Source organism: Dictyobacter formicarum (genome assembly GCF_016587435.1).
Map to the genome: position 1 here is coordinate 320867 of NZ_BNJJ01000008.1, position 20438 is coordinate 341304.

General features: G+C 52.4%; 17 protein-coding genes. 14 read left to right on the top strand and 3 right to left on the bottom strand.

What is annotated here, in order from left to right; all coding sequences use genetic code 11:
• The first annotated feature begins 313 nt into the window (after positions 1 to 313).
• A complete protein-coding gene (locus JMI88_RS16230; RefSeq protein ID WP_201362974.1) occupies positions 314 to 2707 on the top strand; it encodes a heavy metal translocating P-type ATPase in 2394 nt (797 codons plus the stop codon).
• Between the two features lie 187 nt (positions 2708 to 2894).
• Entirely contained in the window at positions 2895 to 3197 is a 303-nt protein-coding gene (locus JMI88_RS16235) for a hypothetical protein (protein WP_201362975.1), read from the top strand.
• Positions 3198 to 3516: 319 nt separating this feature from the next.
• Here the strand turns inward: JMI88_RS16235 and JMI88_RS16240 are convergent, their stop codons facing one another.
• Positions 3517 to 3705, bottom strand: a complete 189-nt coding sequence (locus JMI88_RS16240; RefSeq protein ID WP_201362976.1) for a ribbon-helix-helix domain-containing protein — start codon at positions 3703 to 3705, stop codon at positions 3517 to 3519.
• 90 nt (positions 3706 to 3795) lie between these two features.
• On the opposite strand from JMI88_RS16240, the gene JMI88_RS16245 reads away from it, so the two are divergent.
• The 3 genes from JMI88_RS16245 (at position 3796) to JMI88_RS16255 (ending at position 7403) form a co-directional block, all read left to right on the top strand.
• Positions 3796 to 4932, top strand: coding sequence for an RNA-guided endonuclease InsQ/TnpB family protein (locus JMI88_RS16245; RefSeq protein ID WP_201362977.1), 1137 nt, complete (start codon positions 3796 to 3798; stop codon positions 4930 to 4932).
• Between the two features lie 116 nt (positions 4933 to 5048).
• The gene (locus tag JMI88_RS16250; protein WP_201362978.1) at positions 5049 to 6341 is read left to right on the top strand and encodes an acyl-CoA dehydrogenase family protein; all 1293 of its coding nucleotides are present in this window, start codon (positions 5049 to 5051) and stop codon (positions 6339 to 6341) included.
• Positions 6342 to 7403: a phosphotransferase family protein gene (locus JMI88_RS16255; protein WP_201362979.1), complete on the top strand. Its 1062-nt coding sequence runs from the start codon at positions 6342 to 6344 to the stop codon at positions 7401 to 7403. It abuts the gene before it with no gap.
• A gap of 12 nt (positions 7404 to 7415) precedes the next feature.
• On the opposite strand, the gene JMI88_RS16260 is transcribed toward JMI88_RS16255, so the two are convergent.
• Positions 7416 to 8387, bottom strand: a complete 972-nt coding sequence (locus JMI88_RS16260) for an aldo/keto reductase (protein WP_201362980.1) — start codon at positions 8385 to 8387, stop codon at positions 7416 to 7418.
• Between the two features lie 738 nt (positions 8388 to 9125).
• On the opposite strand from JMI88_RS16260, the gene JMI88_RS16265 reads away from it, so the two are divergent.
• The gene (locus tag JMI88_RS16265; protein WP_201362981.1) at positions 9126 to 9956 is read left to right on the top strand and encodes a hypothetical protein; all 831 of its coding nucleotides are present in this window, start codon (positions 9126 to 9128) and stop codon (positions 9954 to 9956) included.
• Here JMI88_RS16265 and JMI88_RS16270 read toward each other — a convergent pair.
• Entirely contained in the window at positions 9953 to 11335 is a 1383-nt protein-coding gene (locus JMI88_RS16270; RefSeq protein WP_201362982.1) for an amidohydrolase family protein, read from the bottom strand. The genes JMI88_RS16265 and JMI88_RS16270 overlap by 4 nt on opposite strands.
• A gap of 351 nt (positions 11336 to 11686) precedes the next feature.
• Here JMI88_RS16270 and uraD point away from each other — a divergent pair, with 351 nt between their 5' ends.
• The 8 genes from uraD (at position 11687) to JMI88_RS16310 (ending at position 20319) form a co-directional block, all read left to right on the top strand.
• Positions 11687 to 12211 carry a 2-oxo-4-hydroxy-4-carboxy-5-ureidoimidazoline decarboxylase gene (uraD, locus tag JMI88_RS16275; protein WP_201362983.1) on the top strand — a complete coding sequence of 175 codons (525 nt, stop codon included), beginning with the start codon at positions 11687 to 11689 and terminating at the stop codon, positions 12209 to 12211.
• A gap of 68 nt (positions 12212 to 12279) precedes the next feature.
• Positions 12280 to 13224 (top strand): factor-independent urate hydroxylase, encoded by a 945-nt coding sequence (gene pucL / locus JMI88_RS16280; RefSeq protein WP_201362984.1) that lies wholly within the window; start codon positions 12280 to 12282, stop codon positions 13222 to 13224.
• 15 nt (positions 13225 to 13239) lie between these two features.
• Positions 13240 to 13602 carry a hydroxyisourate hydrolase gene (uraH, locus tag JMI88_RS16285; RefSeq protein WP_201362985.1) on the top strand — a complete coding sequence of 121 codons (363 nt, stop codon included), beginning with the start codon at positions 13240 to 13242 and terminating at the stop codon, positions 13600 to 13602.
• Positions 13602 to 14849, top strand: coding sequence for an allantoate amidohydrolase (locus tag JMI88_RS16290; protein WP_201362986.1), 1248 nt, complete (start codon positions 13602 to 13604; stop codon positions 14847 to 14849). The genes uraH and JMI88_RS16290 overlap by 1 nt, the downstream gene beginning before the upstream one ends.
• 5 nt (positions 14850 to 14854) lie before the next feature.
• Positions 14855 to 16225, top strand: a complete 1371-nt coding sequence (locus JMI88_RS16295; protein ID WP_201362987.1) for an allantoinase — start codon at positions 14855 to 14857, stop codon at positions 16223 to 16225.
• A 54-nt stretch (positions 16226 to 16279) separates the two neighbouring features.
• Complete coding sequence (locus JMI88_RS16300) at positions 16280 to 17683, top strand: FAD binding domain-containing protein (protein ID WP_201362988.1); 1404 nt, start codon at positions 16280 to 16282, stop codon at positions 17681 to 17683.
• Entirely contained in the window at positions 17680 to 19851 is a 2172-nt protein-coding gene (locus tag JMI88_RS16305; protein ID WP_201362989.1) for a xanthine dehydrogenase family protein molybdopterin-binding subunit, read from the top strand. The genes JMI88_RS16300 and JMI88_RS16305 overlap by 4 nt, the downstream gene beginning before the upstream one ends.
• A 51-nt stretch (positions 19852 to 19902) precedes the next feature.
• Positions 19903 to 20319 (top strand): DUF3830 family protein, encoded by a 417-nt coding sequence (locus JMI88_RS16310; protein WP_201362990.1) that lies wholly within the window; start codon positions 19903 to 19905, stop codon positions 20317 to 20319.
• The last annotated feature ends 119 nt before the right edge of the window (positions 20320 to 20438 follow it).

Consider the following 20438-nt stretch of genomic DNA (forward strand, 5'->3'; position numbering starts at 1 on the left):
TTTATCTAACTATGTCTCGCTCTATTATGTCCTTTTTGAGATCTGTACTGAATATGACTGCTTGATAGTTGAGGCGCAAATAATGCGTATATGTGCTATCTGTTGTTCAGCTAATTTTGTATGGCAAAACATGAAGCAGTCCGGCCACATTATTCGTAGGCCGCCGCTATTCATTGATGAAAATTCATCGTGTTCATTTGAATGAACAATGCCTGCATACGTATATTTGACAAACCTTTCTGAAAAGCATATACTCAACGTATACCCACCCCAGGGGGGTATGGGTATTTAGCTATAATGAAAGGGTAACTCTATGGCTATTGAGGCGGAGAACTCCTTGGATAAAGATATAGAGTCAGGCGCGAAGCCGTCTCTCACTGAGGGACAGGCGGCATTCGCTGTGGAGGGCATGACCTGCGCCTCTTGCGCGATGCGCATTGAGAAGGGCTTGAAGAAACTGTCCGGAGTGCAGGACGCCCAGGTGAATCTGGCCACTGAACGCGGCAGGGTTGTTTACGATCCCGTGCAGGTAACGGTAGAGCAGATGGTGCAAAAAGTAGATGCACTGGGATATAAAGCCATCCCGCTGCCGGTGGTCAACACGCAGACAGTACAGCCCCCTGTCGAAACAGAGCCGCCAGCAACGCCCGCTATCCAGCAGGATGCGAGGCAGCAAGAAGAGGCACGCAGCCAGCGCCGTGCTGCCGAGCTGGTCAGGAAAAGAAACCTGCTCTTGCTTGGTGTTGGACTAACTATCCCGGTGGCTATTCTTAATATGTTCTTTATGAATCGCTTCGCCGGTGAAAACGTGCTCCTCTTTCTCCTGACCACACCTGTCTGGGCATTGGTTGGCTGGGAATTCCATCGTGGTGCGCTCAAGACCTTGCGTCATGGTAGTGCCAATATGGATACTTTGATTTCGCTGGGATCGACGGCTGCTTATCTCCTGAGTATTGTGGCTACGGTGTTGCCGCGCCTGGTGGGCGCTATGACCTTCTATGATACGGCCGCTCTGATCATTACTTTGATTTACCTGGGCAAATATCTGGAGGCGCGCGCCAAAGGGCAGACCAATGAGGCGATTAAAAAATTGATGGGCCTGCAGGCACGTACCGCGCATGTGTTGCGTAATGGGGAAGAGATAGAATTGCCCGTCGAGCAGGTGCAGGTTGGTGATGAGCTGATTGTACGGCCTGGTGAGAAGATTCCGGTGGATGGTCAGGTTATCTCGGGTCTTTCTGCGGTTGATGAGGCGATGATTACCGGTGAAAGTATACCGGTTGAAAAGACTGCTGGAGATAGCATAATTGGCGCGACGGTTAACCAGCGCGGACTGCTGCGTGTACAGGCGACGCGCGTTGGTGCTGATACGATGCTGGCTAATATCATTCGCATGGTTGAGCAGGCCCAGGGTTCAAAGGCGCCTATTCAGCGCCTGGCCGATAAGATCTCAAGTATCTTTGTGCCCGTTGTACTGGTGATCGCAAGCGTAACCTTCATTGCCTGGGCCATCACCGGACACTTTACCGCGGCCACTGCTGCCATGGCTGGCGGTATGGACGTGGCGGCTAGCAATCCCTGGATTACAGCCCTGGTGGCGGCAGTGGCGGTCCTGGTTGTGGCCTGTCCATGTGCGTTGGGGCTGGCGACTCCTACTGCAATTATGGTTGGTACGGGAAAAGGAGCTGAACAGGGGATTTTGATCAAGGGTGGTGAGAGCCTGGAACGCATTCAGGCTGTGGATGCTGTGCTGCTGGATAAAACCGGTACCATTACCCGTGGTAAACCTGAGTTGACCGATGTGGTTGCTCTGCCAGATGGGCAGGTAGATACAATGCTCCGCCTGGCGGCCAGTGCAGAGCAGGGTTCTGAGCATCCGCTGGCAACTGCGCTGATTGAAGGTGCTCAGGCGCGCGGCATTGTTCTGGCCAATCGACCCGAGAACTTTGTGGCCCTGGCCGGACGTGGCTTACAGGCGACTGTAGAAGGACACTCCGTGCTGGTTGGTTCCCGTACCTTGCTGAAGGAACATGGTATCTCTTATGATTCTCTCGCAGGGCAAATGACTCTGGTGGAAGAGCAGGGGAAGACTGCTATGCTGATCGCTATTGATCAGCAGGCTGCTGGCGTAGTTGGCGTCGCTGATACCGTTAAGGATAGTTCGGCTGAAGCGGTGAAGAAGCTTCAGCAGCAAGGATTAAGCGTCTGGATGATTACCGGTGATAATACACTAACCGCGCAGGCCATTGCCGACGAAGTCGGTATTGCTTCTGAACACGTCCTGGCCGAGGTATTGCCTGAAGATAAGGCTCACCAGGTCAAACGTTTACAGGATAAAGGTCTGGTGGTGGCTTTTGCTGGAGATGGCATCAATGATGCTCCGGCCCTGGTCCAGGCCGATGCGGGTATTGCTATGGGTACTGGTACCGACATTGCTATGGAAGCTTCTGATATTACACTGGTCAAAGGAAATTTACAGAGTATTGTGACGGCCTTGAGCCTCTCACGCGCTACCATGCGGACCATCAAGCAAAATCTCTTCTGGGCTTTTGCTTACAATGTGATTCTGATTCCGACCGCGATCCTTTCACCATTGATCCCGTTCTTGAGAGAGCAGGCGCCCATTTTCGCGGCCGCCGCGATGGCGCTCTCCTCGGTCACCGTCGTTAGCAACTCTTTGCGTCTGCGCCGCTTTGGCAAACGCTAAGTAGCCTGGCTCTCTATAAAGAATTCCTGGTATTTTGCCATCCATGCGCCACAGCGCATGGATAGCAAAATACCAAAAGACATATGACTTTTTTCTAAAAAGCTAGCATTTATGTTCTAAAGATGCTATGCTCTCATCAGACGATGAAATATGCAATTTTGAATAGGAAAACGTTGAGGAGGTAGATATGCTATTTCACGAACCAGAAGATATTGAACCTTTTGCCACTCAAAGACATTCACCTCTGCAAGAGTTAGATCAAGAAGCTGAATTGTTTAAGCAGCAGCGTCAGCAATTGGTGGATCAGCGCGCCCTCCTGGACCTTGAATGCAAAGAATTAGAGCAGCGCTTATCCGAATTAGATATTTCCTACACCTTGATCGATGCCCTGTGGAAGCAATTGGATATTCGGGAAGCGATACTGGCTTCGGAATATGAAACCGTGTATAGAACTGGAAAGAGGCCGGGCCATTATCACCCGCGCCAGTAAATGCTCGTATCGGTTGCGCTCTCATTATCTCCTTGCCTGCCTTTGCATTGTAGATGTCGTGCTTATATTAATCTCCTGTTCATTCAAGTAACGCGTAACAAGCAATTATCTCAACTTGCCTTTTTTTAGCTCAAGCTGCTATCATACAAATATTCTGGCGCATATCCATTAGCTGATAGATCCCTTTCTTTGGATGAGTTTAGGCGCCAGGTACGCTCAAAACAAGAGCCTCGAGCGCGTATGCGCCCGTCCACCAGGAGCAGGGTGTTCCAGGCATCACACACTTTTTTACAAAAAGCAAGCGAGAAAGCTCCCGTTTTCAAACGGGGGATGAATCGCCGTTCCTTGATTGGAGCTTGGGGTGGGGAGAATAGTTCGGATCGCGCCAGATCAGGTACGCATCGATCGCTCGTCGTGCCATTTCTGACGCGCTGGTGTTTTCTTCCAGTGCCAACTGCTCGAGCTTTTCTTTCTGGTAGGTCGGTAGATAGAGATTGGTTCGCACCATCTTCTCCATTGCTTTTTCTCTCCTTGACATGCATCATAATTGTGATGTATAATTATCGCACAACACCACAGCAAACGCAAGGAGGCACCTATGTTGACCTACGAATACAAGTGCGCTGGCTCCAGGGCACAATACGCTGCGATTGATGAGGCGATTCGGGTCTGCCAGTTTATTCGCAACAAGTGCCTGCGCTTGTGGATGGATGAACGTGGTATTGGACAGAATGACCTGCAGAAGTATTGCGCAGTCCTTGCCCACACCTACGCCTTTGCCGATCATCTCAATTCCACTGCTCGTCAAGTGGCGGCCGATCGAGCCTGGGCGGCGATTTCCCGTTTCTACGCCAACTGCAAAGCTAAGAAACCCGGCAAGAAAGGTTACCCAAAATTCGCCAGGCACACCCGCAGTGTCGAGTATAAAAAGTCCGGCTGGAAGCTCGAGCCCGATGGGCGCCATATCACCTTCAAGGATGGCTGCGGCATCGGTCAATTACGCCTCATTGGAACGCGAAACATTGAAACCTTCCCCATCACACGGATCACACGGGTCCGTGTGATCAAACGAGCAGACGGCTACTACGTGCAGTTTTGCGTGCAAGCGGATCGGGTAGTGGAACATCTCCCAACCGGAGCGATCGTGGGCATTGATGTAGGCCTGAACGCCTACACCACCGACTCTGACGGCAACACCGTCGGCAACCCCCGCTACCTGCGCAAAGCCGAGAAGCGCTTGAAACACCTGCAGCGTCGGCTTTCGCGCACAAACAAAGGCTCAAAGAACCGTCTCAAGGCCCGCAAGCGGCTGGCCAGGGCGCATCTGAAAGTGCAGAGGCAGCGTGAAGATTTTGCTCGCAAACAGGCAAACGCGCTCGTCACGTCTCACGACCTGATTGCTTATGAAGACTTGAAGATCGCCAACATGGTTCGCAACAGGCATCTGGCCAAAGCAATCAGTGATGCCTCCTGGGGCCGCTTCCTGGCCTGGGTGAGCTATTATGGAACATTGCATGCTATCATGATCATCAAGGTAGCGCCGCGTTTCACCAGTCAGCACTGTTCGCAGTGCAAAACGCTGGTCAAGAAGTCGTTAAGCGTGCGCACCCATGTGTGTCCGACCTGTGGGCTGGTCATGGACCGCGACGAAAATGCGGCGCGCAACATCCTGAAGAAAGCCATCGATGACGGTACTGCCGGGCAGGCAGGAACCAACGTACCGCTGAGTGCGTAAAACGCTTCTGGACACCTGGCCTCTACTTCCTGGTTGCAAGACCATGGGGCAAGCTGGATGGATGAAAGAAGAATCTCCCTGGTTTAGCCGGGAGAGTGTCAAGAAGGGGTAAAAATATGATTGACTTTAGTCTCTCTCCCTCACTGCTCGAGTTGAAAAAGCGCACTGCCAGCTTTGTGCGCGAGCATGTGATTCCTGAGGAGCGTTATTTGAATGAGCATACAGGTTTGCCCGCGGAGAAATTGACCGCGCTTCGGCGTAAGGCCCGCGAGGCGCGCTTGTATGCTCCTCATGTGGATGAAGAGTGGGGAGGCATGGGCTTGAGTATGCGTGAGATGAGCATTGTATTTGAGGAGGCCGGCCATAGCTTATTAGGCCCGCTGGCTCTTAACTGCTCCGCTCCCGATGAAGGTAATATGCATCTTCTGGAAATGGTGGCGACGGAAGAGCAGAAGGAGCGATATCTGCGTCCCCTGGTGGCTGGCGATATCCATTCGTGCTTTGCGATGACTGAGCCTCCTCCTGGTGCCGGCACTGATCCAGCTTCGTTGCGCACTTTTGCTACCCGGCGTGGCTCTGAATGGGTGATCAATGGCAATAAATGGTATATCACCGGTGCGGCTGGCGCGGCCTTTGCTATTTGTATGGCACGTACAGATGATGGCGCGGAGCAGGGTGGGCATCAGCCGCGCGCCAGTATGTTTTTGATTGATGCCGATAATCCAGGCTTTCAAATTGTGCGTGAGATCCCTTCTCTGGATGCTAATTTTGTCGGGGGACATTGTGAAATTGCGCTGCGCGATTGCGTGGTGCCTGAAGAAGCTGTCCTGGGCGCGGTCGGTGAGGGCTTTAGGTATGCACAGATGCGCCTGGCGCCGGCTCGTCTGACCCATTGTATGCGCTGGTTGGGCGTGGCCCAGCGTTCTCTGGATATCGCTGCCCAGTATGCCAATACGCGCGAGAGCTTTGGGCAGACTCTTGGTAAGCATCAGATGGTAGCCGAAATGCTGGCGGATTCCGCAACAGAGATCCACGCGGCTCGTTTGATGATCTGGCATGCGGCCTGGGTGCTGGATACAGGCGGTAAGGCAAAATATGAGACCTCTATGGCCAAGACGTATGTGTCTGAGGTGGTGAACCGCGTGGTAGATCGAGCTTTGCAGATATGCGGTTCGCATGGTGTTTCGATGGATTTACCGCTGGCCCTCTTTTATCGCAGTGTGCGTCCTTTCCGTATTTATGATGGCCCCTCGGAGATCCATCGTAGTGTCATCGCGCGCCAGGTTTTGAAAGAGGCGGCTCTTCTGGCCACAGGTGATGAGGCGGCTCGTGAGGGTCAGGCTTATCCACAGGAAACAGCCGCTTCCAGTGTTGAGCCGAAGCTAGATTATCAGGGAGGCGAACAGTAGATGAGTAACGATCTGGAACGCCGCCTCGTTGATAGTGCCTCTTTACAAGCATATTTGACGCAGGCTCTGCCCCTGGCCGATGCAAGCGCACCTTTACAGATCGAGCGCATCCGAGGTGGCCACTCCAACGAAACCTTCTTTATTGCGTCCGGGACACAAGAGTTCGTCTTGCGTCGGCCTCCGTATGGCCCCTTGTTGCCTACGGCCCATGATGTGGGGCGCGAATATCGCATCTTAAATGCCCTGGCGGATACCACCGTCCCGGTCCCACGGCCTTTGCTCTATTGCGATGATGTGCAGATTATTGGGGCCCCCTTTTATTTGATGGAGCGTATTCCGGGATTGGCGATTCGGGATAAATTGCCGCCGGCTTTTGTCAGCGATGTGCAGGCGCGGGCAGGCATTGGCGAGGCTTTGATTGATGCGCTGGCCGAGTTGCATTTAGTGGATTGGCGGTCCGTAGGTTTAGAGAGTTTTGGTAAGCCTCAGGGCTATCTGGTCCGCCAGCTGCGCCGTTGGACTGGCCAGCTGGATGCCTCGCGTACCAGGGATATTCCTGATTTAGATGCGGTCACCCTCTGGTTGCAGCAACATCTGCCCGAGAGCTCACACGCCACGATTGTGCATGGAGATTACCGTTTGGATAACGCGCTTCTGGCCTCTGAACCGCCTGCGCGCGTGCTGGCCATTGTGGATTGGGAGATGGCCACCCTGGGCGATCCACTGGCGGATGTCGGCTATCTGCTCTCGTTCTGGCGCGAGGCGTCCGATCCTTCTTTTTCGCTTGGAGATGCCTCCTGGGAGATCACAGGACAGCCCGGTTTCTCAACACGGGCCGCCCTGGTGCAGCGCTATATGGAACGTACTCAGCGCAAAGTTGAGCATATCGACTTCTACATCGCGCTGGCGATCTGGAAACTGGCCATCTTGCTGGAAGGCAGCTATAAACGCTATCTCTCTGGCACGACCGATGATCCCTTTTTCCCCATGCTGGAGCGTGGCGTGCCTGCCCTGGCAGCACGAGCCCTCTCCGTCTGTCATGGCGAAATGAATTTCTTGTAATGGTATGCGTGTTTAGGCGTAGAAGTTGCGTACCCAGCGATATTTTTTAAGTTTTTTTACTGTTTCAGCCGGCAAGCCCTTGCCGTCGCTAAGGGTTGTGTTACACTCGACGTTGTGTACTGAGCGCATGCCCGGAATGATGGTGGAGACGGCAGGATTGCTCAAGACATAGCGTAGGGCAATCTCTGCCATCTCATCGATAGCGACGCCCAGATCGGCGGCCATAGCACGTACACGATTGTATACATCGATTTTACGCGTGCCCCGAAAATAGTGGTTGCGAAAATCTTTTGGATCGAAGGTGCTATCCGGGGTGATTTTGCCGGTCAGCCCGCCTTCGTCGAGTGGTACACGTACAATGACCCCAACGTTATGCTTCTGGCATGCCGGGAAAAGCTGGTCTTCAGGACTTTGATCGAATATGTTATAGATAATCTGGACAGTATCAACGACGCCAGCTTCAAGCGCACGAAGCGCATTGTTTGGCTCGTGATCATTAATCGAAATACCGAAGAAGCGGATCTTCCCTTGCTCTTTTAATTGTTGAATTGCTTCAAGCCAGTCGCCTTGCCCAACCCAATCATCATTCCAGACGTGAAATTGTTGGATATCCAGTGTATCGGTGCCGAGGTTGCGCAGGCTTTTCTTGGTGCATTCAATGATATAGTCTTTGGGGAAAACCTCTTGTACCGGTACCCCAGGCTGTGCGGGCCATTGCCGGTTCTTTGGTGGCACTTTAGTAGCAACGTAGATGCGCTTGTCCGCATTTTTGCGTACCACCTGACCTATCAGCTGTTCACTATGTCCCTCACCATATGCCAGTGCTGTATCAATAAAGTTCACACCCAGGTCTATTGCCCTTTGTAGCGCCTTCAGTGACTCTTGATCTTCGGCTCCTACCCACTCAGATTGACCAATTCCCCAGGCTCCATAGCCTATTTCGGAAACCTGTATGTTTGTTCGCCCTAAAGCACGGTAATGCATAGTTTTCACCTTGCCACTAGTAATTTTTACTACCCTCGCGGACCGCCATGTGTTGCGCTATACCAATTATACCAGTGTCTGAAACAATGAATCGACTCAGGGCTCCTCCAAAAACTCTATCTGTGGGTCCCTATTGTCTGCTGCATTGTATACGGTATTGCGCTGTCTATCGTATTGATGGGTATAAGGAGACAAAAGGAGAGTGTTATGGCTGGTGTTCAATTTGGCTGGTCTATGCCTGTGGGAAACGGTGATATAGATCGCAGTGCTTATCTGAGAGCGAATACTACTCTCAATGGTGGGACAATGCAGTCAGGGAGTAACGAAATCTCAACTATCAGGTTGCGGAATTATAACCCTGTTTTATTGCGAATTTCTATATTTGCACGCTATAATTAACATACAAAGTCTCCTCCCCAAAGAAGCAGTTTTCAATGTAAGAATAGAGGGTGTTTATGCATCTTACAACCTTGTTGATGAATTCTAAAGGATAAGATGTTCTCGCCATAAGATCAGATGATTGTTGCCATTGTCATGCAGAGCTGATTTTTGAAGGTGAAGAAATAGGGTGGTTGGAAGGGTGATTCCATACGCAACTAAATGGTATTTCTAACGTGATCTGCATAGCTAACATAAAACGTACAATCGCGTTAAGTATATTTTGTCAAGTGAAGGGTGGGGTAAATGCGAGTCAATAAGCAAGCGAGAACGTCTTCGGCATCACAAATGGTTTTCCCTATGCATGAATTAGGCGTGTCGGCCGGTCAAGGGCTGCGCCGCAAAATATACGAGACGCGCGTCCTGGTGGCCAGCGATGCGCATCTGCCTTATTTTGATCCTTCTTTACTATCAATGATGCGCTCGACGATTCATGAGTGTGGTATTCAGTGCGTATTATGGCTTGGTGATCTATTCGATTGCCATAAGTATAATCATCTAGTGCTTGCTGATCAGCGCCTTATATGGAAGCAAGAGAAACAGGTGATCGTTGATTTGCTCATGCTGATCAATGAAGATCTTGAGAAGGCGGGCGGCTACCAGATGGTTAGCCGTGGCTACCACGATAATTTATGGCTGAATCGTCACCCGGGGACTGAAGATATGCGCAGCCTGATTCGCAATCTGGATCCAGCTATAGCGACCTTGATGCAGCAAGGGCGGATTAGCATTTCGGACTCTGCGACGCTTGAGGGCATTCCTAATGTGCGGGGCGAGATGACCTGGGTCTTTACCCACCCTTTGCATTATGTGCCTACCCCTTTCCAGACTCCTCGTGAGCTTGCTCAACGTGAGCAAAAGCATTGTATCGCTGCACATGCACATCATTTTGATGTGGCCAGAAATGCGGAACAGACCTTCTGGACCGTCGAGGCCGGTGGCATTTTTCGCGATAAGTTTATCAAAGTGGATGCGCGCAATGAAACAGCCTGGCGGCGCAAGAAAAGTGGTTTCTGGGTGATCATGGAGGATGCGCAACCACTGGGTTTTTGTAGCGGGTGCGCATCTTCCACTATGGGAACCTCCTGTTCCTGTGTTCGCTCTATGCAGGATATTCAAACCGCGCGCTAGCGTATCGGCCATCTGGGTTTGATGTCAATGCCTGCACGCTGATAAACCTGAGACGCATGCTTGTTGGCCTGGGCAATGACTTCATCTTCGTTCATCGTGATGAGTTGCCCTCCCTGGACAACAATTTTGCCGTCTACCAGTACGGTGTCAACCTCTCCTCCAGTAGCGGCATAAACCAGGGTAGAAACCGGATTGGGGGATGGAGTGGTGTGCAGGCGGTGCAGGTCCAGTATTACCAGGTCCGCTTTTTTTCCTATTTCTAGCGAGCCTATTTCGTGCTCCAGGCCAAGTGCTTTGGCACCATTGATGGTGGCCATCTCTAATACACTTTCGGCCGGTATCGTGAGAGGATTAACGCTGACCGCTTTATGAATAATTGCCGCGAGCTTCATTTCGCGGATCATATCATAGTCATTATTGCTCGGGCCACCATCGCAGCCCAGGGCGACGTTGACGCCTTGCGCTAAGAGTTGGGGTACTTTGCAAACGCCTGAAGCCAGTTTGCTATTAGAGGAGGGGTTATGGGAGACGTGAGTACCGGTTTCCGCCAGCTTAGCGATATCCGCATCGTTAAGCCAGACCATATGGACCAGGACGGACCTGGGTCCCAACAGGCCGACGCTCTCGGCGTAGAGCACTGGAGAGAGTCCGAATTTCTCTTGCAGGTAGATTTTATCGGCCTCGACCTCGGCCAGGTGCATGGTGATCCCCATATTTTTTTGTCGAGCCAGTTTGCTCATTTCGCGATACAACTCCGAGGTCACGCCTCCGGGGGTGCGTGGACCAAACCAGACATGGATACGCTCATTGGCGGCACCTTGCCATTTGCTATGCATATCCAGCACGCCCAGCAGACTGGTTTCTCGGTCTTCACGCATGCCAGGATGCATCGAGTTATCCTGTGTGGCATAGGTTCCTATATCCATGACGATGCCAGCCAGGCAGGCTCGGATGCCGCTCTCCTGGACGGCTTGGGCAATGCCATCAAAGCCATAACGGTGGGCTAACATCGATTCCAGGAAGGTGGTTGTGCCCGATTTTAGCATTTCAGCAATGCACAGGCGGGCACTGACATAGCCATCTTCCTGGCTATAGTTGCCTTGCAGCACCCAGACCCGCTCGCATAACCACTGAAGCAGTTCCATGTCATCTGCGCAGCCTCGGATCATAGCCTGAGCCAGGTGTACATGGGTGTCAATCAACCCGGGGATAATCAGTTTATTGGCTGCATCCAGTTGTTCTTCATCTGGATAGCGAGCCTGCAGGACAGGAGTTTTATCGATGGCGATAATGCGGTTCTGCTGAATAGCAATCGCACCATCAGTGATAATTTCGCGGCTGGCATTCATGGTTAAAATGGTGGCATGTGTAATAAGCATCCTCTACTCCTGCTGTACTAAAAAACATTTTAACATCCGAGAGAAAGACTCTTTAGAAGATATACATGTATTCTAGCATGAAATGCCAGGCGAACACCAGGTGCAAAAAATAGATATGTGTATATTATACACTTGACGCACCCATGTTGGCTGGATATACTATACACATGAGTAAATGATGTTTGACTATCCAAAAGCAGCTTACTTTTTTGCCTGGCTGAATATGTTCAAACAGATGTTTTAAAAGAATGAGCAATCCTTTTATTGGAAGTGTTTACGCCACTGTCCTTCCAGCTATAGGATTTTTACCGTCGATAGCACCTATATCTTTTTTTATGAAAAGGGACATACATGACGACGGGACCCAAATTTACGCCGCAAGAGATTAATACTCTAAGCCATGATGATTTTGTGCAGGTGTTGAGCTCTGTCTTTGAAGGACCTCCATGGATCGTAGCTGAGGCCTGGTCTTCCCGGCCATTTCTCTCGCTAGACCACTTGCACGCATCCCTGTGCGCTGTGATGTACGCTGCACCAATTGAGCAGCAAGTTGCCCTTATTCGTGCTCATCCCGATTTGGTTGGACGGGCGGCTCTTGCAGGCACTCTCTCTCCCTCTTCTACCAATGAGCAAGCTGCCGCTGGCCTGGATCGACTCACCGCTGCAGAAATAGAGACGTTTTCCCACTATAACCAGGCTTATCGTGAGCGTTTTGGTTTCCCTTTTGTAATCTGCGCGCGTGAAAACAAAAAAGAAAACATTCTGGCGGGCTTTGAGCAACGACTCCATAACTCGCGCAGTCAGGAAATTACGCTTGCTCTGGGCGAAGTGGCCAAAATCTGTCTTTTGCGTCTACGTGATTTGATCCGTTCATAAATTTTCCACATGCCTGGTGATGGGCACCAACACATGGTCCGCACTGGCTAGATAAAGGGTAGGGCTCCATGAGCGCTGGACTTTCTTTCTTTACAAGCTATGGTAAGCTACGCATCCCCGTTTATCGTGTTTATGCACATCCCTTGGAGGGGATCACTCCAATTCCTGAGTCTCGTTTCGCTGGTCGTGAGAATATTCTATTCGCTTATGAGATCGATGTTGATGTGTTGGGAGAGAATTTTTTGCCCGCCTATACCAGGGGCGATAATTCAAATGTGGTGGCGACGGATAGCATGAAAAATTTTGTCTTGCGACAGGCCCTGGAGTTTGCGGGCTCCACCATTGAAGAGTTTTTGGATTTGCTGGGAAGGCGTTTTTTGCAGACGTATGCTCAGATGGAACGTTTGCGTTTAAGCGGTCGCGAGCTCTCTTTTGCACAGGTAACGGTGCCAGGAGGGAAGCGGGGATCATTTGGCGCCAGTCAGGTGCTGTTTAACCGTACCCATAGTGACTATGCGGTAGCGACCCTGGCATTTGAGCGCGATAACAATGGGGCGACCGTTCTGGTTGATCACTATTGCGGCCTGGTGGATATGGAGCTTTTTAAGGTCACGGGCAGCGCATTTTCGCGTTTTGTGCGGGATGAGTATACCACTTTACAAGAACGTGTTGATCGTCCACTGTTTGTTTATCTCGATGTTTACTGGAAATATATCGATGAGCAGGCATTCCTGTCTGCGGACCATAGCCGCTATGTGCCAGCTGAGCAGGTGCACGACCTGCTGCAGGTGGTTTTTCATGAGTTTGTGAGCGAGTCGATTCAGCATCTGGTCCACGAAATGGGCCAACGGCTGCTGGCTCGTTTTCCACAACTGGCGGAGGTCTCTTTCGAAGCCCAAAATCGTACGCGGGATGAGATTGTAGCTTCCAAAACTGATGATAAGGTCAAGGTCTATAGCGATCCTTTCTCTGCATATGGCGTGATCAGGCTTACAGTCAGCCGGCGGGTCTGATGGGAGGGGATGTTGATGGTTGGTCGCCTTACCACACATGTATTAGATACCATGCAGGGCTGTCCGGCGGCTGATGTTCCAATTCAGTTATGGCTGCTTGGTAGAGAGAGTACTCAGCGTACGCTTTTAAAAGCTGTGCGTACGAATCAGGATGGGCGTACGTTTGAGCCTTTGCTGCAAGGTCATGAGTTCGTGGTGGGCCGCTATGAACTGGTGTTTGCTGTGGGAACTTATTTTATCGCCCAGGGCGTTTCACTGGCTGATCCATTATTTCTGGATGAGGTACCCATTCGTTTTGGTATCGCACAGCCTACGGCCCACTACCACGTTCCATTGCTTATTTCTCCCTGGGCATATAGTACGTATCGAGGGAGCTAATGATGATGTCGGATGTAGTTGCACGAACAGTGATGGAGCGCTGTGATATCCTGGCGCGTTATAGCGAGGATACGGATTGCCTGACCCGGCGTTTCGCTACTGTCCCGATGCGGCAGGTCAATGACGTAGTGGCTGCCTGGATGCTTGCTGCTGGCATGACGGTCCACCGGGATCATATCGGCAATATTATTGGTCGTTACGAAGCTCAGGAGGCCGATGCCAGAACGATGCTTTTCGGTTCTCACCTGGATACGGTGTGCGCGGCCGGTAAGTATGATGGCATCTTAGGCGTGCTGGTTCCTCTGGCCTGCGTTGAGCGCCTGCACGAGCAGGGGCGGCGGCTACCTTTCGCCATCGAGATCCTTGGCTTTGCTGACGAAGAAGGTGTGCGCTATCACACCGCCTATCTGGGAAGCCAGGCGGTTGCCGGCACCTTTGATTCTGCCGCTCTGCAGTTTACTGATGACGATGGCATCAGTATGGCTGAAGCTATTCGCCTGTTTGGTGGACAACCTGATCCAGTATTGTTGCAGACTGCACGCTGGCAGCGCGATGGACTGCTTGGCTATTGCGAAGTTCACATTGAGCAAGGGCCGGTTCTGGAGGCGCAAGATCTCCCGGTGGGTGTCGTTTCTTCGATTTCTGGCCAGCATCGCTACATGCTACATTTCTCGGGGCAGGCGGGCCATGCTGGCACTGTCCCGATGAATATGCGTCACGATGCTTTGTGCGCTGCTTCCGAGTATATTTTGAGCGTGGAATCGTTAGCGCGCAAGACAGCTGGCCTGGTAGCTACGGTTGGAAAATTACAGGTTTTACCCGGCGCCAGCAATGTCATTCCGGGCCATGTGTCGGCCAGCCTCGATGTACGCCATCAGGATGATATGGTGCTGGCCAGGGCGTGCGCAGATCTCCGTGAGCAGGCGCTCAAAGTTGGCCTGGAGCGCGGCATCGCTGTGGATTGGCAGCTTGTTCAGCAAGATAAGACGATTTTTTGTGCTCCCCACCTCTCATCATTTGTGGCTCGCGCCATTGAAGCAGAGGGCTTGCCTGTTTATACTCTGGCTAGCGGTGCAGGCCACGATGCGGTGGTCCTGAGCGATCTTACCGATGTTGCGATGTTGTTTGTACGTTGTAAAGGAGGTATCAGTCATCACGCGGACGAATCTGTCAGGACAGAGGATGTGGCCGTTTCTATTCGGGTTGTTGAGCGATTTTTGGATCATTTATGTAGCATGGGAGGCTGAAAACCATGGGAGCTTACGATCTCGTGATTCGTGGTGGAACGCTGGTGACAACCAATGGTGTACACAGCGCTGATGTGGCGATTGCTGATGAACGTATCGTGGCGATTGCGCCTGAACTGAGCGGTAGCGTGCAGGCTGTTATTGATGCGCACAATCTGCATATTTTTCCGGGTGTTATCGATGCCCATGTCCATTTCAATGAGCCGGGCCGGACCGCATGGGAGGGGTTCGCTTCAGGATCCAAAGCTCTAGCGGCAGGCGGGACTACGACTTTTTTTGATATGCCTCTGAATTCTCACCCTCCTACGCTGGATGCGGCGAGCTTTGCCGAGAAACTGGCGGCTGCCCAGGCCTCCTCCTACGTTGATTTTGGACTCTGGGGTGGACTGGTGCCTGGTAATATCGAGCAGTTGGATGAGCTGGCGGCGTGCGGAGTGGTGGGTTTCAAAGCTTTCATGAGCAATAGCGGCATCGAGGATTTTCAGTCGGTGGACGATGCGACGCTTTACCAGGGTATGCAGCGGTCGGCTCAGCTTGGAAAGCTGGTGGCGGTTCACGCGGAAAATGATCAGCTGACGGCTGGACTGGCCCGGCAGGCGCGCACGCAGGGCCGGGTTGGGATACGGGATTACCTGGCTTCGCGACCAGTGGTGGCTGAGCTGGAAGCTATTGAGCGCGCCATTATTTTCGCTGAAGAAACAGGTTGCGCTTTACATATTGTTCATGTCAGTAGTGGACGTGGCGTGCTCCTGGTAGCCAGCGCGCGGACACGCGGAGTGAATGTGAGTTGTGAGACCTGTCCGCATTACCTGGTTTTAACCGAGGAAGATATGGAAGAGTTAGGGGTGGTGGCCAAGTGTGCTCCACCGCTGCGCTCGCTGACCGAGCAGGCCGCTTTGTGGCAGCATTTGTTCTCTGGCACCCTGCCCATGGTTGCTTCTGACCACTCACCGGCACCTTTTGAGATGAAAGAGCGCTCAGACTTTTTTGAGGCCTGGGGTGGTATCTCTGGTTGCCAGTCGTTGCTAGCTCTATTACTAACAGAAGGGTATCACCAGCGCCATCTGCCATTAGAGCTGATCGTGGCTGCTACTTCAGAATATGTTGCGCGCCGCTTCAATCTGCCTGCTTGTAAGGGACAGCTGGAAGTTGGCACTGATGCTGATTTATCGCTGGTAGATTTAACCGATTCATACAGGCTGGAGTCGCATAATCTTTTTTATCAGCATCCGTATAGTCCTTACCTTGGACGTGCTTTTCGCGGTCGCATCGTGCGTACCCTGGTGCGTGGCCAGACAGTTTTTCTGGATGGCAAGATCGTCAGTCCTCCCATTGGTCATCTACTGAAACCTTTTCCGTTTGGCGTGGGTTCTTAGGAATAGAAGTATTTAGAGCGTATTGTATGTGTCAAATTAGAAAGCTGAATGCCTATGTGGCAGACCTATTTGCAGCCTGCGCGGTTAAAAGAAGCTTTAGATCGTATATGGGAATATAAGGAGCAGGCTCGTATTATCGCTGGTGGTACAGATGTATTGGTTGAGTTGCAGCGTGGAGTGAAACCAACCACAACTTTGATCGATGTTAGTAAGTTGCGTGAGCTCAAATATGTGCGTGAGGAGAATAACGAAATCGTCCTGGGGGCGCTGGCTACCCATAACGACGTAATTATGTCTGAGCTCTGTCGCCGCTATGCTGTTCCTCTGGTACAGGCGTGTTGGGAGGTTGGGGCGCCACCTATTCGTACTCGTGCGACTATTGCTGGTAATCTGGCGACGGCCTCGCCCGCCAATGATACTATCGCACCCCTGCTGGCCCTCAATGCGCGGCTCATACTAACCCATCCACATGGTGAACGCAGTGTGCCGCTAGAACAGTTCTATACGGGCGTTCGCCGCACGATTCTCCAACCCGGCGAAATGTTGCGCGAGATTCGCTTCCCTCGCATGTCCAGTCAACAACGCGGCCTCTTTATAAAATTAGGTCTGCGCCGGGCTCAGGCTATTTCGGTCATTAACCTGGCATTGCTGATTACTATGGATGATGAGTATGTCAGTGAGGCTCAAATCACATTAGGTTGCCTGGCTCCCACTGTCATTCATGCTCGGACCAGCGAAGCACTTCTGGCTGGCAAGCGGCTGACACCAGAGCTATGCCGTGAAGCGGCTCAACTGGCCGTCCGCGATGTCAGTCCGATTGGGGATGTGCGCTCATCAGCAGCTTATCGTCTGCAGACCCTGTCGACCCTGCTGGCGGATGGCCTGCAGCGTCTGGCTGCTCCACAGGAATCTGCGACCTGGATGCAGCAGCCTGTCTTGTTGGAAACTCCATGCCCAGAGGAAGGCCGTGCGGCTTTATTGGATGAGCTGATAGAGACAACTATTAATGGACAGGCTTATCAGTGGCGTGGGGCGCATCAAAAGACTCTGCTGAATGCGTTGCGCGAAGATGCTGGTTTAACTGGTACCAAGGAGGGCTGTGCTGAGGGCGAGTGTGGCGCCTGTGCCGTCTGGCTGAATGGACAGGCGGTCATGTCTTGCCTGGTGCCGGCAGCCCAGGCCCATGGAGCTAGGGTGACAACTATTGAAGGTCTGTCGCAGGGTGCACAGCTACACCCTTTGCAACAGGCCTTTATAGATCACGCTGCCGTCCAATGTGGCTATTGTATCCCTGGCATGTTGATGTCTGGCGCCAGGTTGCTGGCGGAATATCCGCAGCCGTCTATGGAACAGATACGTACGGCATTGAGCGGCAATATTTGTCGTTGTACAGGCTACCGCAAAATCTGGGAGGCCATACAGAGCGTGGGCGAACAGCAAGGAGGCATACAGGCATGACTGAATTGATTGGTGCATCCATAGCGCGCCCCGATGCGTTGGGGAAAGTGACTGGAGCCGCCCGCTATCCTGCTGACCTGGTTCGGCCAGATATGTTGCATGCCCAGGTCGTTTTTGCACATCGACCCCATGCTCGCATTCTGGCCATTGAGACCGCGGCGGCCCTGGCGTTTCCCGGTGTTGTTGCTGTTTTGACGGCTCAGGATGTTCCCTATAATGCCTTTGGCTTGATCGAGGCGGACCAGCCAGTTCTTTGTCAAGACGTGGTGCGCTTTGAAGGAGATAAAGTCGCGTTGGTGGTGGCCGAGACCAGACAGGCAGCCAGCGCGGCTGCCCGGCTGGTGGTTGTTAAATATGAGGATCTACCGGCCGTGACTGATCCTCAACTGGCTCTGGCTCCCGATGCCCCACTGGTCCATGAGCAGCGCGGCACCAATCAGCTCTTTCATTTTCCGCTGCGCAAAGGCGATATCGCTCAGGCTCTGGTGGAGGCCGATGCTGTCGTTGAAGAAACCTTTACTACCACCTGGCAAGAACATGCTTTCTTGCAGCCCGAGGCTGGCATTGCCTACATTGATGAACAGGGGCGCCTGGTGTTAGAGACCGCCGGTCAATGGATGCACGAGGATCGGCGCCAGCTCGCGCAGATGCTCCAACTTCCCGAAGAACAGGTTGTGATACGCTATGCTGCTATTGGCGGTGCCTTTGGCGGGCGCGAAGATCTATCTATGCAGCATGTGCTAGCGCTGGCTGCCTGGAAACTACGACGGCCAGTTGCTCTGGTGTGGAGTCGGGAGGAGTCGATGATCGGGCACCATAAGCGTCATCCGGTCACTATCTCCTGTCGCTGGGGTGGCAAGCGCGATGGTACGATTACAGCGGTCGAGGCCACTATTATCGCTGATGGAGGTGCTTACTCCTCAACCAGCATTGAGGTAGTCAAAGATATTGCGCTGTTCGTCAGTGGCTGTTATGAAATCGAGCATATCGCTGTGGATGGCTACGCGGTCTATACCAATAATATTCCCAGCGGCGCCTTCCGTGGTTTTGGCGCTCCACAGGCTCAGTTCGCCAGCGAGCTGATGTTGATGTGGCTGGCTGAAGCATTACAATTAGATCCCGCTGAGGTTCGGCTGCGCAATATTTACCGCGAGGGGAGTATTGAACCTACACAGCAGCCACTGCCAGCTGGCGTCAGTGCTTTACCTGTGCTGGAGCGGTGCCTGGCCGAGGCTCGGAGTCGCTGGGGCTATGGAGAGCCACCGGCCAGCACCATTGGCCATTTGAAACAAGGCATTGGTATCGCTTGCGGCATCAAGAATGTTGGCTATTCCTTTGGTTTTCCTGAGCAGGCGACCGCGACAGTTGAGGTATTTGGTCAGGCGGAACTGGAGCGTGCGCAGGTTCGCGTTGGTGCTGCCGATGTTGGGCAGGGCGCACACCTGATATTGCGCCAGATCGCCGCTGAAACGCTGCAATTACCCCTCGATAAAGTGGACATGATTTGCACCGATAGCAGTGAGTCTCCTAATGCCGGCAGTGCCTCGGCCTCCCGCATGACTTTTATGGGCGGACGTGCGGTAAAGGACGCGGCGCAGGAAGCGCGCAACAAGTGGAGCTATACCGATGATTATCAGGCCCAGGCTACCGTACAGTATCGAGCTCCCCACACAACGGCCATTGATCCAGTGACCTATAGTGGCGTGCCTAACTACTGTTATGGCTATGCAGCCCAGGCTGTCAAAGTCGAGGTTAACACCCTTACCGGACAGGTGCAGGTACTGGGCATTATCAGCGTGCACGATGTGGGGAAAGCCATTAATATGCAGCAGGTGACGGGCCAGATTGAGGGTTGCCTGGCGCAGGCTCTGGGCTATGCCCTGATTGAGAACTTCCAGATGCAGCAGGGTCATGTGCTTACTCCTTACTTCAGTACATACTTGCTGCCAACCGTGCTGGACATGCCAACCGAGATTGTCCCGATTGTCTTAGAACTGGCTGATCCCCATGGACCCTATGGGGCTCGTGGCGTAGCTGAAATGCCTCTAATACCGTTTGCACCGGCGGTAGCTGATGCTATCCATCAAGCGACTGGTGCCTGGTTACATCAATTACCAATGACTCCCGAACGTGTCCTGACAGCCTTGAGCGCTCAGGTAACTGAATAATATACACAAAAGCTTGCTTTATGATATTATATGAATAGGAGTGGTCATTAGATGCATAAGTTGAGAATTGTTGCTGGCCCATTTGAATTTATGGCGCGCATGGAAGATGAATTGGCGCCCAGAACCTGTGCCGCCTTTAACAAGCTTTTACCATTCCAGAACAAGATTATCCAGGCCCGCTGGAGTGGCGAGTCCGCCTGGATTCCATTAGGGAATCTAGACATCGGGTTAGGTTTTGAGAACCATACCAGCCATCCCGGGGCGGGCCAGATCCTGCTCTATCCCGGTGGCTATAGCGAGACCGAGATCCTCTTTCCTTATGGCAGTACCTGTTTTGCCAGCAAAATGGGACAACTGGCGGGCAATCACTTTCTCACGATTACTGAGGGCTCAGAGCAGCTACGCGAGCTTGGACGGCTGGTACTATGGGAAGGGGCTCAGGATATTCTTTTTACGCGGGTTGAGTGAGATAGATGTACGCCTGTCTGTCCTTGCAACCCCCCGGGGCAGAAGAAACGTCTACTGCCCCGGCTGCCATACCCACTGACGCCTGATTTTAAAGCGGCGCAGCACCAAACGAAAACGTC